Source organism: Leisingera sp. ANG-DT (assembly GCF_000813785.1).
GTDB lineage: Bacteria > Pseudomonadota > Alphaproteobacteria > Rhodobacterales > Rhodobacteraceae > Leisingera.
Genome location: NZ_JWLE01000013.1, coordinates 17,190 through 33,457, shown reverse-complemented (window position 1 = coordinate 33,457; position 16,268 = coordinate 17,190). Strand labels below are relative to the sequence as shown.

The window sequence follows — 16,268 nt, the reverse complement described above, 5'->3', positions numbered from 1 at the left end:
TGTCTACTCCATCTTCTGCTGGAACAGGGCATTCCCCGGCCATTCCAGGTTTATTTGGTAGGTCACAGTACCCGGCGGGCCGAGATCCGCGCCGGACACAATGTATTTGGGGGTGTAGGGAGAGAACACACCGCTGCCGTGAGACAGTGCATAGAGGCTGTGCGCGCCCTGGCTGCCGAGCGCAGCAGCAATGACTGCGGCGAGTGCCATGCAGGCTGTCGCCTGAAAGGCTGAGGCAAGCGGCCATCTGAAGGGCGACAGCCTGTTTTCCCGCAAGTGCTGGACAGCAATTACGGTGAATAGCACGGTATAAACGGCGGCGTTAATCAGGCTCAGCACCACGAAACCTGCGGCCTGCTGCAGGTCTTGCACAAACAGCGGCGGCAGCGCTGCCCCCAATGCCAGCAACAGGTAAGGCAGAAGGACTCGCAAGGGCACCGGCGGCGCCTCTCCGCCGCCTTTTGGCGTTACACGGAAGTCGACAAACCCGCCCCTCAGCCTGTCCGCAATGGCCATTCCGCAGCCAAGCAGAACCCAGGGCCACTGCGCACAGGGAAACAATGCGCGCTCCCAACTGAGAACCTTGGCGTCATACGGTCTGAGAGTATCGCGCGCGCGCATGAGGTAGACGAACAAGATCACCGCAACGGTTGAAGGAAGCGCGTGCAGAACGAAACCAAGGAAGGTCACCCCGGCAAACCGGATATCCAGCAGCAGGGCTGCAATCGGAAACAGGTACATCAGCGCCATGAACAGGGCAAAAAGCGGGTACCACAGCTGGCACAGCAGGAACTGGAACCGCAGCCGCGGCGGCAGCCCCTTTAGATAGCGCGGGGTGTAGCTCAGCAGCAGCGTTGTCAGGCTGCGCGACCATTGGAATTCCTGAGTTGCTAGATCAGCCATGCAGGCCGGGCCGGCGCCATGCGCGATGGCATCTGCTGCATGGGTGCCGCGCCAGCCTGCGGAGTTCATGAGCATCGTGGTGGAATGGTCCTCAGCAAGTTCGGGCCCCAAGCCGCCTGCTTGCTTCAGGGCGCGGGTGCGCACTGCGTAATGCGAGCCGATGCACATAGGTGCCCAGCCGGCGCTATAGCCTAGCTGGATGCCGCCATGAAACGGTGCCTCGGCAAAAAGCCGCATCCGTGCTGCCCAGCTTCTGTCCGCATTGCTGCAGCAAATGGAGGGGGCGCTGACATAGCCGGTGGCCGGGTCGTCAAACCCCTGCAGAATGGCTTCAAGATACCCGGGCTGCGGCACATGGTCGGCATCAAGCTGGGATACGATATCATAGGCTTCATAGCCGTATTGGTCATAGAAATAGGCCAGGTTGCCTTCCTTGCAGCGGGTTCTGCGCGGCCATTCCTTGCGGTGGTACTCAGAAAGGCCCTTGCGGGTTGAGATCCTGACACCATGCGCCGCACACCAGGCGCGGGTTGCGTCATCAGGATCCTCATCAGCCAGCCAAGTATCGTGCGGCGGCGTTTGCGCCAGCATGGCCGTTAGGGTCTCCTTCAGAACGGACAAAGGCTCGGCTGGGGTTTTGGTGGTTATCATGGCCACCCGCATCGGTCCTTGCAGCGACGGCCGCAGGCGGCGGCGGGTGCCATTCAGGAAAAATAGCATGAAGTAGGCAAGCAGGAAGTACAGCCAGAATATTGCAGTCGAAACAAGGGTATATCGCCCGGTGCCGATATTGTGCCCGGGCTGCAGCCACCAGTGCCAGAAATAGCCGGCAGCCAATATCCACAGACCAAACACAGCAGCTGCTGCCCAGTCAAAGCCGGGCTTGGGGGAGGGCGATGCCCGGTTATTCCGCTGCATGGCGCCCATGGCGATCCTCTCTTGCGGCGGCCAGTCCGAAGGATGGCGCCGCATCCCTGATGATCTGGTCCAGCCTGGAGCGTTCGGTGCGGAAGCCCAGCGTCTGCTGTGCCAGGCGCGGGTCCGCGGTCAGCGAGGGAGGATCTCCGGCGCGGCGCGGTGCCAGGTCATGCGGCACCGTTTTGCCGGTGACGCTGCGGATTGTCTCCAGCACTTCAAAGATCGTATGCCCGGTGCCGCTGCCTAGATTCAGAGCGGTGCTGGCACCGCCTTCTGCCAGATAGTCCGCTGCCAGCACATGGCCGCGCGCCAAGTCGCTGACATGGATGTAGTCCCTCTCGCAACTGCCGTCGCGGGTGGGGTAATCCGTGCCGAAGACTTGCAGCGGTCCGCGCCGGCCGGAAGTCGCCTGCAGCGCCAGCGGCAGCAGATGGGTTTCGGGATCGTGACGCTCGCTCAGATCGCCCTCCGGGTCGGCTCCGGCTGCATTGAAATAGCGTAGCGCCGCAAACCGCAACCCATGCGCGGCAGAGCAATCATGCAGCATTTCCTCGCACATCAGCTTGCTGCGGCCATAGGGGTTGATCGGTGCCTGCGGCGTATCCTCACGTATAGGGCCGCCTTCGGGGCTGCCATAGGTCGCACAGCTGGAAGAGAACACGACTTTGTCCACTCCTGTATCCAGGCACGCATTGATCAGGGAGATCATCCCTCCGGCATTGTTGTCGTAGTAAAAGGCCGGGCGCGCCATAGACTCCCCGACATAGGCCGAAGCGGCAAAGTGCATGACCGCCTTGATGCCGTGATTTTTGATGGCGTCCTTCAGTGCTGCAGCGTTGCGCACATCTGCATGCACCAGCGGACCCCATTTGACCGCATCTGCATGTCCGGTGGTCAAGTTATCGACCGTGACCGGCAGGTAGCCCGCCTGGTGCAAAGCTTTGCAAGCGTGGCTGCCAATGAACCCGGCGCCGCCGGTCACAAGTATGGCGAACCGGCGGGGCATCAGCGGACCGCCGCGGACATCTGGTCCGGCTCAGCCATCTCAGCCTGGAAATGGCGGATGGTCCTGCGCAACCCGTCTTCAAGCCGCACTTTCGGGCGCCAGCCCAATTTGGTTCTGGCCGCGCTGATGTCGGGCTTGCGCTGCTGCGGATCGTCCTGAGGCAATTCGCGGAAAACCACTTGCGATCCGGTTCCGGTCAGCCTGCAGACTTTTTTGGCCAGTTCCAGCACCGTAAACTCACCAGGGTTGCCGAGATTGACGGGTGCCGGGCTGGGATCATTGAGTTCCATCAGCGCTTCAATTGCATCGAGCAGGTCATCTGCATAACAGAAGGAGCGCGTCTGAGCACCGCTGCCGTAAACAGTGAGGTCCTCGCCCCGAAGCGCCTGATTAATGAAGTTGGACACCACGCGGCCATCCTGCGGGTCCATGAAAGGGCCGTAAGTGTTGAAGATGCGGGCAATCGAGATTTGCACGCCGTAGCGATGGTGATAGTCGTAAAACAGCGTCTCGGCAGCGCGCTTGCCCTCGTCGTAGCAGGCACGCGGCCCGAAGGTATTGACGCAGCCCCGGTATCCTTCCGGCTGCGGGCTGATTTCAGGGTCGCCATAAACCTCGGAGGTGGACGCCTGAAAAACCTTGGCCCCCTTTTCACGTGCAAGTTCAAGCGCGTTCATTGCACCCATCACGCTGGTTTTGAAGGTGTGGATGGGATCAAGCTGGTATTTCGGCGGAGAGGCCGGGCACGCCAGGTTGAAGATCTGATGCACTGGACCTTTAAGCTGGTAAGGCGCCACGACGTCATGTTCGACAAAGCGGAACCGGCGGTGTGACATCAACGGTGTGATGTTGCGCATTCGCCCGGTCTGCAGGTTGTCCAGACAAACCACTTGATGGCCCTGTTCCAGTTTGCGGGCGCAGAGCTGAGATCCCAGGAATCCAGCGCCCCCGGTTACCAGAACCGTCTTGCGCATCGGCACCAACGGTTCAGCCTTGGCGTGAATTACACGCTTGTTATCGTTTCGCAGCGTCATGTACCCAACCCCCATCCGGTACAGCACCACAATATAATTGTCGGGACACGTGTCCCCTGAAAAACCGCCGTGCGCGACGGCGTTTCTTGCTTCAGCTGGCTATTATTTAATGTTATTAACCAGCGCCCCCGGACAAACTAAATTGCGTTGCATCTTTCAATACACTGCCGGCCTCGCAGAAAGACGATAGCTGCAAGACGCCCGCCATCAAGCACCGGGTGCGCCTTTAGTACTTAATCGTGCGGCATTACCACTTTTGGTCAGGGATCGTCCCAGCGCTTTTACCCAGCAAAGGGAGCTGCGAAACTGATCCTCAGCTTTTGATGGAGTGAACCGCGGAATGTTATGCCGCGATGTCTGCCGGTGGTGCCAAGAGAGTTGAACTGCGTTCTCTTTGCCAGTTTGTTCTGCAACGCGAGTAATTGAGGCATGGCATATCAGGCGCAGAACGCGTTTTGAATTTCAGCATTGGCAATCCCGAAAGTGTCCTTGTTTGCCCTCATCTGCTTACTCTAAGAAGCGTTCCGGCCGCCCCTGGAAGGGCTGCTTCCTCTCTCCTGTCTCGCCGCTCTTGCCAAAGGTTCGATCCCGGATTTTTCCTGAAAAGAGAAGCCTTGATTTGACTTGCCGGAAAAGCACACCAACTGAACTGGAAAGAATATTCAAGCGATCTGTTTCCCCTTGCAGAACGTTTATAAATCAAATGCACCCGAGCGGATGAATTGAATTGTGCTGAAATGCAGAAATGGTGGAAATCTAATTATTCCTGGAGACAAAAGGGGTCGAAGATGAAGTTGGTAAGTGTTTTTGCATTCGCTTTGGCGAGTTCCATTCTGGCCGGATGCGAAGAGTTTGAAGGTGAACAGGCGCCTGAAGTTACGCCGCCGGAATACTATCCGTGCCGCGAATTGCCTCAGGCCATAGCTCAGGCTGACGCAGTTGTCCGCAATCCGGATAGGCTAAGCGCGAATGAGCAAAACTATTGGTTCGATCGCAAGGACCGCTTGGTCAAACGTGCTTGGGAATGCAAGTCTTAACCTTCCGCCAGCGCGGTGAACACCGCCTTTGGGCACCAGAATTGGTAACCATCGGAAGTGTCTGAAAACCGGCGCCAGCAGTGAACCTGCTGGCGTCATGTGTTGAACCAGTTGCAATAGCGACATTCGGTGCCGGCCGGCTTCCGGAGCTTGCTCCGCTGAACCGGCGGGTTCGCTGCGAGGCTGCCGCTTGAGTAAAGAGCGGAGGGCAGGGGCCAATGTGCCGCTTCCACAAACTCTCTCTGTCTGCTTGGTTGTTGCAAAGCGAGAAACAGGCACTGTTTGGAAGCAAACGGGCGGTATCCATGCCAGAGCCGGGTGTGGTGACACCCCGCAAAACCGGCAGCGGACTTGGGCTGCGGTAAAGGCCTGTGGAGGCAAGGCGCGTCATGCGGCTAGTGCGGAGTCGGCAGCTGCACTGTAATCCAATAGTCTCCCAGCAGATTGAGCAGGTTTGAGAAATCGTGGCCGGCAGTTTCCTTGATGATGTAGCCTGCCACGTTCTGCTGATAGGCGCGGTCTACATCGCGGGGTTCGCGGGAGGTCGTCAGCATAAAGCAAATCATGTGGCGCAGGGCTTGCCTGGACCGTATCGCCTCAACCAGTTCATGCCCGTTCATCCGCGGCATGTTGATGTCGATAAGCATGATTACGGGGCCGTTGACAGATACCTCCGGATGCCGTTGCTCAAGAATTTCCAGGGCTTCCTCACCGTCGTGTGCGCGGGTGATCTGGTTCGAAAGCCGCGCCTTGGCAAAGGCCCGCCGTACGGCCATTGCTTCAAAGTCGTCGTCCTCCACTAGAAGAATGTTGACCGGCTGCATCTGTTCCGGCGGATTAAGCTGCATTTTGTTCTCCGCTTTCTGGTTTCCTGGGCCATGTGAAAATGAATTGGGTTCCGCCGTTATCACCATCGGATACGATGCGAATGTCATGTCCCAGCACATGCAAATGCTTGCGCACGAGGGATAGTCCCATGCCGCTGCCTTCGACCTTGTCCCGTGGGGCCAGTGTCTTGAATAAGCCAAAGACGGTTTCATGATGGCGTTCGGGGATCCCTGGACCGTTGTCGGTCACGGTGAACTCCAGGAGGTCCCCTTTGTCCGCGAGACTGACATGAACCTCTCCATGCTCCTTGTCGTTATGCTTGATCGCATTGGTGATCAGATTGAGCAGAACGATTTGCAGCGGGAAGCGGGAAAAAACTGATTGCTTGAAGCTGTCGTCGAATGTGAATGAAAAATCATCGGGCGGCGCTGCCAGAAGCTCCAGATCTTCGGCAAAACTGCTGCCGTCAACCATGTCTTCCGCCGGAGCATGAGTTTCGTTGCCGATCCGGGAATGTTCTAGCAGGTCATCAAGCAGGCGCGACATGCGCCCGATCCTGGACTTCATGAAGGAGATGTGTTCGCGGGTTCCTTCCGTCAGCTTGTCCGCCAGGTCCTCCTCCAGCCAGGCCGCGGCGTGGGAAATCGCCCTCAAAGGTGCCTTCAGGTCATGGGAAGCCACATAGGCAAACTCCACCAGATCTTTGTTCGACCTGTTCAACTGTTCAATCAAATGTTCCGCTTGGAGCAGCATTTTCCGGCGTTCGGTGATGTCACGTACTACCAGCGCAAAACTTGGGGAGGCCTGCTCCGGAATAGGGGACAGGGTCAGCTCCAGCCAAGTGCGGCCGCCCTCCTGGACCGGGCCTTCGCATTCATGCATCCGGCCCAGAACCGGGCAGTCCTTCTCGTGCGGGTAGTCCGATAGGCCATGCTGAAAGCGCTCCCATTCGCCCGGTGCCAGAAACTGCGCAAAGTCATTACCTGCGGCATCAGCTTCGGACACTTGGAACATGATTTGCATGGCCGAATTAATGCGCAGAATCTTGCCTTGGCGGTCGAGAATGGCAAGCCCGTCTCCAACCCCATTGAACAGCATCAGCGCACTGGATTCCTGTTGCCGAAGCTTGGTGATCAGCTTTTCAAAGCTTCGGGCAAGATCGCCGACCTCGTCTTGTAGATGGGTTGGAAGATCAGGCAACCGCCCCTGATTGGATGCCCTGATAATTTCAGAGCTCATTTCAACCATTGGCGTCATTTCCCTTTCGACCCGTTTCCTGGAGAAACGGGCGGACCAGCCAACAAAAACCAGGCCCAGGGCGATAAGGGCAAGTGTGCTGTCCGGCAGGAAACGGGCAAAGAAATCCTGCTGCTTGATCAGGGTGAAGCTGACGGCATGACCGGAGTTGCTGAGGCTGTCGAGCCGCGTCGTTACAAACAATCTTCCGCCGCTGGTTGTCCGTACCGGCGCGTCTGCGGCTGAGGTCGCCGCCTGCCAGACACTGTCCGGCAGGCCGGCGCTGCCAGCCAGGGAAAAGACGCCTTCCTGATCACCTGCGTCCCAAGCGTAACTGCCGCCCTTTGTGTTATGCAGCACAAAATCTGCCTTGAGCGGCAGATTTCTGAAGGTGTTCCTGTTATGCTTCAGCACGTTCACGTTGATAATGATAAAGCCGAACATCTCTCCGCTGTCGCGGAAGGCGGGCACAAGGACCCGGTACATCACCGTCCTAGGTTCCGCGATGCGGCCGTTTTCGCGATTGTAGGAGGCTGTTCCTGTCAGCGCCGAACGCGGATTCAATGACAGGGCGTCCTGGAAATAGGATTCCCCAGCCTTTTCCTGCAGCCCGTCCTCTGGAACGCGCAGCACTTCGCTGCCCTGTCTGTTGAGGCGCAGGATTTCCCGGCCATTGTCATCAATGCCAACCAGGCGGATTTGCTCATAGGCAGGGCGGAGTTCAAAAAAGGCGCTGAAAATTTTGGCCAGCCGGGCAAGCGCCTCCTCCCGCTTTTCACTGCTAGCCGGGTCACCGCCGCCGTTCCTGGTCAACTGAGCGACCGCCGGCATGCTGGCGAGAATGACTGCATCCGAAACCACTTGGCCGTTGGCATCTTCGGTGGCGCGCGCGATCAGCGCAGCGGTATCCATGACCTCGTCGAGGGTTCTTTGCCGTTCCAGGTATCTGGAGGTCAGGCCGCTTGCGAGGGTAAGCAGAACAACGGCCGTGATCGAAATCGCAGCGGAAAGACCGGCGACCCGGCCTCTGAGCGAGGAAGCGGAACTTTTGAACATCTGCGGCCCTCAAGGCGATTGCATTCGCTGTGATTGCGATAGCAGGCGGCTGTTCTACGCAGAGTGGGGCTGGAAAGTGAATGAAAGGATAACGTTTTGTTATCCTTCGTGAAATCTCCATTAAAACAGCATTCGCCTGCTTCTGCCCCCGTCAGGGCATAGGCAGCCAACGCTGCCTCACGTGCGGCCCGAAGGACCTGCCCGGTGGAGCAGCGCCGATGGTCAGTTGAGGGCCAGAACTGACAAAAGCAGCCAAACACTCCGGTCTCGCTGAGAACACTTAACGCCGTGTCCAATCAGTCCGGATGGCTCAGTTCATCGCCCAAACGATCCCGCAGCGGAAAACGTGCAGGTTAATCCGAAAACTTGGACATTTCCTTTTAGTGACCGGTCCAATGTTCAAGCAACTATCAACCGGTAGGAGGCTTGGGGGCCGCAACGCAGAAGACGAGATTTGTTGTCAACTCGCGTTCTTCGATATCGGGGATCGTCTTGCGGATTCTGCCGAGGACTTCTGGCGTCAGACGCGACAAGGTGGAGGGCGAAGACGGGATTTCTTGCCAGGTTTCGATGTCGAAGTATTTTTCGGTGACTGATCGGATTTCGTCAAGGCGAACCCGGTTCAAATGAGTTCTTACATAGTCGTCCTCTGGGGCGTTAACGGCAAATTCAATATGGTTCCAATCGTAAAGCCGCAGATGCTCAGGATTGTCGGTATCCAGCTGCTCCGGCCACGCCGGGTTTCCGTGATGCCCGTTCCAGCAATAGTAGTTGTGGTGGGTATAAATGAGCTTCGCATCTTTTTTGCAGAGCGTGGCGAGCTCTTTGAACACCTCCTCGAGCTGGATCAGGTGTTCCGTTACATTGTGCAGCGAAATAGCGTGAAACGTGCTGTCAATGTGCAGGTCTTCCAACTTGCCCTGGATAAGATTGATCGCGGGAAGCGAAGCGCTGATTTCCCGCGGTGTCACTCCCAGGTTTGCAACGCTTCGGGTGCGTTTGTTCCGCGCCTTTGTGCTGTCAAGCTGCATCACAGGATCCAAGCCTGTGTAGGATTTAGCACCGGCGATCAAAAAACCCATGCCATAACCGCCGAAACCGCAGCCGACATCGAGAACCGCCCCGCCGCGGATATGGGGCTGGATGCGCTTGGGCCAGGTGATGTAATCAAATTCCACTGATGCGCTGATCAGATGCGGGTCATAGTTTCTCAAGGCTGCCTGCAGATCATCGGCATGCTTGAAATAGGCGATTGCTGCTGCTGTTGAGTCGTCGTTCCAGCGGTTTCCAGGATCCAATTCGGCCAGCGTCGCAGCGGCGGCAAGCAGTTTGCTGTCTGGTCCGTCCTGCCGCGCTTTGAGATAGCCGGAGTTCAGTGTTTCCAGTGCTTGGGCGGCTGCCTTTGTGTTCAGTGCATCGTCAATCTGGGAACGTATGCTCAAAGCACCAAAGTTTTTTGGGTCCTGCTCAAGAGCTTCGTCCGCCAGTTCTGACGCCAGCTCCAATTCACCACGGATCAAGGCGACCCGGGCCTTCAGCGCTAGTGCGCCAGGGTGCCGGGGGCGGAATTCCAAGAACGCATTCAAGTGAGTTTCAGCCGCAGCTGTGTCCCCGGCTTCCAGTTCGAGGCGGGCCAGATGAAAAGAGGCCACGCTTTTGGGTTTCTGAGCGGCAAGCGGCACCAGTATACGGCGGGCTTCCTCCCACTCCTGGCGCTGCATGGCCCCGATCGCCCGCGGCAGATCCGCTTGCGAGCCGTTTGCAGGTTGTGCGGGGTGAATAGTTCCTGATTGCATTGGCAGTCAGCCTCCTTAGCGTTGAAACCAGCCGGCTATACGGTGAGGGCCGCGCAGGGCCGGGTCTCACTGTGAGCCCTCAAAGTGCATATTGTGCAGACACTTGCTTGATCCTAGCTCAAGCAAGTGTCTGATAGATGTCTCTGCATTCAGCGGGTTTTGCTTCCCATCGCCTTCAGAACCCTGCCTGCGCGCCGCATCAAGGACTCGTTTCTGGCAGGAGGGCGCGTGCCTGTACGGGCGTGTTGAGTGCCGCCCTTGGCAGGAACAAGGACGCTGGGAGCTGCACTGTCCAATTCAATCTGGCCGTTGCGGACCAGGTCACCCGTTTCCAGGATCCGCAGCGAAAGGGGGCCTTTGCTGCTATTTAGAAACGCGGGCAGCACCGGAATGCGGAAGGCGTGCCGCTCCAGTCCCGGCGTGCGGCGGCCCAAGTTAGGATCATGATAGCCTGCTGGACCTGCAAATACGGGTACTGAGCCTTGCAAGACCACAATATGAAGCGTTTCTTCCGGACTGTTCTTGTCCCAAGCCCAGCCTTGCAGCCATTCGTTTTCCTGCCAGCGCCCATCGGCTGGCAGGGTCAGGAATGAACGCACATCCCGCGGATCGCTGGCGGTCTTTTCGTTCCAAACAAGCGGAGATTTCTCTGCAAGCAGCAGTTCGCTGCGGGTCTGCATCGCCAGGCGTTCCAGCTCAGGCCGGTCCGTTTCCTGGGCAAGCCGCAACAGCTCGGTTACGGTTTGCGCTGAGGTATTGCCGGAAACCGGAGCAACCGCAGCTGGCTGAGGCTGTTGTTGCGGCGCGTCCTGCGGGCGGGCAGGGAGATGCTTTGCCGCTTCTTCCAGATGCGGGAGCGAGGCAGCTAGGGCCTTGTTTTCAAGTGCAGCCGTTGCGGAAGCACCCTCGGTCTGCAGACTGAATACCTTTTGCAGTGTCTCTTTAGTCAGGACAGGCTTCCGCGAGGAAAGCGCATAGGTGTTGCTGGCAAGTTTGCTAACACGAAGAAACTGATTTCCCGTCCTCGTTTCGCCGTCGAACAGGCACCAGTTAAGAGCGTAGGCCGTACCGGTTTCCCAGCTTTCGGGGATCCTGTAGCAGTGCAGTGTGAGGTGATCCTTCCCGTCCGGGCTCAGATGTTCTTCCACCAGTTCAATCGGCTGATCAGCGTCACGCGCCACGAGGCGGCGGTTGCCAGCACCCCGTGCAAACAGCCAAAGCGTGTTGGTCTCTTCATCAAGCCCAGCCACCAGCTTCCGTTTCAGCGCATCCCGGATTTCTTCCCGGTTCCAGTCAGCCGGTGTCAGCCACAGCGGGCTCTCCGCGGGGCGTCCTCCATCGCGAAGGGAATTGCTGCCGACGGACCGGTTGCTGCCGTTGACCATATGCAGAGCGCTCAGCAGAAATTTCCGCTGGGCCAACCCTGACTCATCAAGCAGTGGTTTGGATTTGAGGTAGGCATACACAGTATCGTCTGCCATCGCCTGCGCATCTTCCAGCGCATGCGGCCAATCAAGCAGCTCTTCGGGGCAGACCAGAAGATCGTCATTGAACTGCACAGCAGCTCGGGTGACAAACTCGTGCAGGATCCCCCGTTGGACGTCGTAGGGCTCGAATTGACCGACCTTGTCATAGGTGGTGCGCAGCATGGCGAAAACCTCTGGCCCGTAGGCGCGCGGGGACAGCAGCTGCGAGGCCACATCGCTGCCTGCTGGCAGTCCCCGGAGATCTCCTGCGGCACTGAAGAAGCTGGTGAACAGGCTGTCCGGCCGGTGTTCCAGCGCCGTGCGGGCAGCAGCAAGGAAGCCCGGAGCCGGCCTCACAGAGGCTCCATGCGCGATTACGATAGCGTCTGCCCCTGGAAGGTTCGCCAGCGCATGCAGCGTGCTGCCAGCTGCCTGACCGATACAGGAAAGCTCGATTACGTCGAGTCCGGCATCCTGCAGGGTAGTCTTCGCCCTGGCAACGGCACTTTGCAGTTTCGCGTCGTTGTAGGCGAGGGCCACGCTGTCAGGGCGTTCACTCAGCAAGGCTTGTGTCAGGGCTTCCACGTCATCGCCGTTGCGCAACAGCACAGCATAACGGATCGTGTCGACGGGCTGGCCGGGCGCGTCAATTTCAGCTGTAATGGCTGAAATAGCTTGCCGTGCGCCGAGCTGTTCGATCTGTTCACCGAGATAGGCGTGGAAGCCATACCAGACCTGCAGGTTCTCATCATTGGAGAACCCCGGCCTTGCGATACGCTGGCCGTGTTCCAACACCTGTTCCAACCGGTCCGCGAGCGCTGTGGAAATAGGCTCAACCAAGCAACTGGCGTGGTCCCTTTGGTCAATCAGTTCAGCGGTGCCCCCAACATCGGTCGCAATGAATGGAATGTTGCATTCCAGCGTTTCATAGACTGCCATAGTGGAGTTTTCGATCAGCGACGGCATCACTGCGATCATATCGCGCGAACACATGTGGCTGAGCGCTTCAGGCTGGTTCTTATCGGTGATGTAGGAAACCGGGAAATCCCAATCCCGCGCCTTTTCCTCGATATAATCCTGCACCTTCATACCGCCCTGAGTGGCCAGGGCGCCACCCCATTTCCCCATGAACGTCAAGCTGGACGGAGAGATCTGGCGCTCGCGCAGAATATCGAGCGCGTTGCACATCAGTTCGACACCTTTGCGGCCTTCCAAGCGGCCGAAAAAGATCAGTTCACGTGATTTTACAACGTCACCCGGCTGGCGCGGCGGGCGCTGATCGGTGACTGGCACCTTGGAAAAATCCACGATGTTGGGCTGCACGAAAACATTGGCATCCGGTATCCGGTAGCCGATTTGCTCCATGAAGGTGATCAGATGGGCGGAGCCCCCAATGACTGCGTCGGCCAGTTCTACACACTTTTGTTCCGCATAGGCGGCAAGGACCAGATCGCGCCGCTCAATCGGCTGCATCTGGTAGTGGCGGTTCCAGATGTGCGGCGAAGAGGTTTTTACCAGGAAAAGCGTATCCTGAAAGGCAAGGCCCAAGCGCTTGGCCATCAGCGCATAGAACATGCCCCCGCGCCATTCCGATGTATGAACCACATCAAACCGTTCCTGATCTCTCAGCCATTGATAGGCAGCGGCGTACCGGGGCTGCCAGTTCGGAGCACTGCTCCAGGCTGAATCGCTTGGAATATCGAGGTAGTGCAGAGTGACCCCGAAAGCGGCGAAATGCTCTACCCAGTGTTCAGGTGTTTCATCCTGAACCACGGGTCCTTTCAGGAACAGAACATGCACCTCATGCCCATGCGCAGCCAGCCCCTTGGACAGGTGGTAATAGGTAGAGGCAATACCGCCATTACGGACCGGTCCGATGATTTCTTCGGTAACAATGCAAACGCGGAGCTTGTGGTTCGAACTGCTCAGGCCGAGTGACGAAATCGCAGGGAAGCTCTTGGTCTTAAAATTGTCGATCTGCATGAAATCTCCATGTGTTTCGATGCTGTCGTCTGCTGCCTCTGACCGTCCCTCAGAGACGGATGCCCGAACAGGCATGGTAGAGCTTCAGCATTGGAACTTTCAAAAAGGGAATACGTTCTGCGGTTTTGCGGCCAGCGCTCACGAGCAAGGGGGCCAGCCTGCGCTTGCGGCGGCTGCCCTTCCTTGCCAGTCCGCTTACCACCTCGCCATAGAATGGCGTGCGGATCAGCGCCTGCCAGTAGTGCTGCGCTTCGGGGACCGCATGGCCCAGCCAGGGTTTGAAGTCCCGGTCGGCGTAATGAGTGATCCAAGGGCTGCGGCGGGCCGCCATTGCTTGCACATGGTTGTTTCTCGGTACTCGGGCATAGGCCTGCTCCGGCGCGTTGAAGACGTTCCACCGTGCATCAAGAAGGCAAACCTTGTCCTTGAAATACACATTCAGGATGTCCTGATCCCTGAATAGATACCGGCGCTCGCTGGCCATCCGGCGGAGCTTGCCGCCTATCGCTTCGGGGTTCTTCATTGCAGCGAAATCGAACAGCAGAACCCCTGCATTAAAATACCGCCCGATCTCAGCTTCTGTTAGTCCAAGAGTTTCCCGCTGGTACTTGGTCAGATCCGGGACTTCGGGATCGATTGTTCTGGTCGGGCCGGACAAGGTACGCGTCATAATCCAGTCGGGAACAGCAGCGATTTCTGCTGAACCCATATCTGCATCAAACAGTTTGCCGATGTCAGCCCTGACGATGAGGTCCGCATCCAGGTAAAGCAGACGATTGAGCTCAGGAAACAGAGACGGGAGCAGGAACCTGTTGTAAGTGGCATTGGAAGGTGCGCGTGATGCAGACCGGTAACTGGATTCGAAAATGCCATTGGCATTGATCGGGTGAAAGCTGGTGCCTGGCCGCTCATCCATCATTGCCTGCAAGAGTGACAGGTCGCAATTGTCGATATTCGAATGCAGGAAGAAGAAATTCAGCGGCCGCGACGGGTCTGCATGATCCAGTACCGAGCGCAGCATTGCAGCTGCGTGGGGAAGGTAAGCCCGGTCTGCCGAACAGGCAATATTAACGGCGCTTTGCTCCTGGCAGTCTGCAGATACCAAGAACGGGGACACCGCCGCGCGGCTGAGGTTCAGGACCGACACCTCCTTGATGCGTGCCGATGGGTTTGTCTTGGCTTCGTGGTGGACAAAAACGGTTAGCAGCCGTTCCGACAGGAACCCGGGATATCGAGCCTGGTAAGGGCTGTAGGTGTCACGGTTTACAGGAGCGGCCTCAACTTTGAAAAGAATGTCGAACAGCCAGCTGCAATACCTGTCGAGTACAGGCTTGGCCATGAGGGCCAGATTGCCCAGCCGCACCTCGTAGCCGGAAGCCACGGCATCCAGGCTGGCGGAATATTCCGGGTGGTCGCGCCGGATTATGCGGCACATCTCTTCCCAGTCCTGCGCATTGTGGCCGGACCGGTAGTTTTCTTCTACTGTTTTGCCCATCCGGTGCGGCCGCGGCAGCACGATGTCCCAATTCGCACCTTCCTGCATGATCCACTCTTCGGCCTCACGGCACCAGGCACGCGTGTCGAATTCGTTCGGAAATGTCTCCACCGGACCGGATGAAACGCGGCCCGAAAAATCCAGCAGCCGACGATAGTGCATAAGTCCGGTCAGGTCATTTCCCGTATGGTTCTTCCAAGCCCAGTAGAGTACGGTTAGTTCGCACCAGGTTTCGTTTTTTTCCGAGATGTTAATGCCGGTTTCGTCGCCGATCATTCCGGGGATCGGAGACCGGGTCAGCGCCCTGCCTGCCTGAACAGGGAGCACGCAGGTGCTCTGAAGGCGCGGTGCCGGTTTATGATAGGCGACATAAAGGGCCGTTTTCATCAGATGTCAGCCCCAGCGCTCCGGCGCGCATAATAGGCGTGTGTGCTTCGAATTCCTTCGACCAATGGGGTGAACTCCCCCCCGAGCAGCACCGCAGTATCTTCGCGTGACGCGATGACATCCCGGGGTTCGGTTTTCAGAAGTTCTTCGGCTGGAATTTTCGTGTAGCTCAGCGTCTTGCCGGTTGCAGCCTCAATCGCACTGACAACATCCATCAACGAAGTTGAAACTCCGGCGCCCAGCGTGTTCACGCGGGACGTTTCTGCGCCGTTTTGAACCCTCAGCGCCTGGGTAGCAATGCCACGGCCGACATCCCCGGCATAGATGAAATCGCGCCGCTGCTCGCCGTCGCCGTTAATAAACACATCCGTTTCTTCCAGTGCTGCGCGGGTGAAGGCGTGGATGGCGCTTTTTTTGTTTTCGGAATAGCAGCCATAAACGTTAGTCATCCGGATAACCGAGAATGTGCCGCCGCGCAGCTCGACCAGCTTTTCCAGAATCATTTCTTCAGCTGCCTTTGTGGCGCCGTAGAAATTCTTGGGACAATATGCGGAGGTGTTGCGGACCTCGAAGGTGCCGTCGAAGAGAGCACCAGCCGTTGAGATCAAGATGAAGTGGTCGCCGGGTTTCACGGCATCCAGAACGAAACCGGCCGGCTGGCTGATATTTGCCTCAATGAAATCAAGGGGTCTGTCCTTGGATTCGGCGACCCGGGTCTCCCCAGCGAGGAACACAAAGATGCGGCCGTTGAACTCTTGCTTGTCCAGATCAGCCAGGAAATCTTTGGCACCTGGCTCCTCATAGCCGCCGCAATAGGCTGGAACGTCGATTGTTTCATGGCCCGGTGCCGCATTGGACATGTTGTCGATCACAGCGGGGGACAGCCCGGCGAATTCAGGGCCGTTCTGGACAACATCCAGGATGTTGCGGCCCACGAAACCATAGCCGCCAATCAGGATAAATGCAGAGCTGTTCTTCATGAAAAATCCTTTCGTCTGAGGGTTGCGTACCCGCAATCGCTGCGCGATAAAAGGCGAAATTATTGATGGCGTGCTTCTAATACCAGGGGCTGCAGCGGTGCTTCGGTCCTGTGGACGGGCGTTGAAAACAAAAAATCCGTTCA

10 protein-coding genes are annotated in these 16,268 nt (G+C 57.7%); 1 reads left to right on the top strand and 9 read right to left on the bottom strand.

Annotation, left to right across the window (positions count from 1 at the left end):
• Nucleotides 1-3: 3 nt before the first annotated feature.
• From RA21_RS13845 to RA21_RS13835, 3 genes are read right to left on the bottom strand one after another with little or no spacing between them, the layout of a single operon-like run.
• Nucleotides 4-1,875 carry a glycosyltransferase gene (locus tag RA21_RS13845; RefSeq protein WP_241483506.1) on the bottom strand — a complete coding sequence of 624 codons (1,872 nt, stop codon included), beginning with the start codon at nucleotides 1,873-1,875 and terminating at the stop codon, nucleotides 4-6.
• Nucleotides 1,808-2,827 carry a UDP-glucose 4-epimerase GalE gene (gene galE, locus RA21_RS13840; RefSeq protein WP_039149865.1) on the bottom strand — a complete coding sequence of 340 codons (1,020 nt, stop codon included), beginning with the start codon at nucleotides 2,825-2,827 and terminating at the stop codon, nucleotides 1,808-1,810. Before galE ends, RA21_RS13845 begins: the two co-directional genes overlap by 68 nt.
• Nucleotides 2,827-3,861, bottom strand: a complete 1,035-nt coding sequence (locus tag RA21_RS13835; protein ID WP_152610551.1) for a UDP-glucuronic acid decarboxylase family protein — start codon at nucleotides 3,859-3,861, stop codon at nucleotides 2,827-2,829. Before RA21_RS13835 ends, galE begins: the two co-directional genes overlap by 1 nt.
• Before the next feature lie 788 nt (nucleotides 3,862-4,649).
• Here RA21_RS13835 and RA21_RS22655 point away from each other — a divergent pair.
• Nucleotides 4,650-4,898, top strand: a complete 249-nt coding sequence (locus tag RA21_RS22655) for a hypothetical protein (RefSeq protein ID WP_152610550.1) — start codon at nucleotides 4,650-4,652, stop codon at nucleotides 4,896-4,898.
• Between the two features lie 395 nt (nucleotides 4,899-5,293).
• Here RA21_RS22655 and RA21_RS13825 read toward each other — a convergent pair whose 3' ends face one another.
• The 6 genes from RA21_RS13825 to RA21_RS22015 all read right to left on the bottom strand — a co-directional run bounded on the left by RA21_RS13825 (nucleotide 5,294) and on the right by RA21_RS22015 (nucleotide 16,161).
• The gene (locus RA21_RS13825; protein ID WP_019294679.1) at nucleotides 5,294-5,746 is read right to left on the bottom strand and encodes a response regulator; all 453 of its coding nucleotides are present in this window, start codon (nucleotides 5,744-5,746) and stop codon (nucleotides 5,294-5,296) included.
• Complete coding sequence (locus RA21_RS22020) at nucleotides 5,736-8,018, bottom strand: sensor histidine kinase (RefSeq protein ID WP_052254199.1); 2,283 nt, start codon at nucleotides 8,016-8,018, stop codon at nucleotides 5,736-5,738. Before RA21_RS22020 ends, RA21_RS13825 begins: the two co-directional genes overlap by 11 nt.
• 410 nt (nucleotides 8,019-8,428) lie before the next feature.
• Nucleotides 8,429-9,814: a methyltransferase domain-containing protein gene (locus tag RA21_RS13815; protein WP_082008952.1), complete on the bottom strand. Its 1,386-nt coding sequence runs from the start codon at nucleotides 9,812-9,814 to the stop codon at nucleotides 8,429-8,431.
• Nucleotides 9,815-9,963: 149 nt separating this feature from the next.
• On the bottom strand, nucleotides 9,964-13,263 hold the full coding sequence (locus RA21_RS13810; protein ID WP_193748073.1) for a glycosyltransferase family 4 protein: 3,300 nt from the start codon (nucleotides 13,261-13,263) through the stop codon (nucleotides 9,964-9,966).
• Nucleotides 13,264-13,312: 49 nt separating this feature from the next.
• A complete protein-coding gene (locus tag RA21_RS13805; protein ID WP_039149859.1) occupies nucleotides 13,313-15,145 on the bottom strand; it encodes a DUF4422 domain-containing protein in 1,833 nt (610 codons plus the stop codon).
• Nucleotides 15,145-16,161, bottom strand: a complete 1,017-nt coding sequence (locus RA21_RS22015; protein ID WP_206540060.1) for an NAD-dependent epimerase/dehydratase family protein — start codon at nucleotides 16,159-16,161, stop codon at nucleotides 15,145-15,147. The genes RA21_RS13805 and RA21_RS22015 overlap by 1 nt, the downstream gene beginning before the upstream one ends.
• Nucleotides 16,162-16,268: the final 107 nt, after the last annotated feature.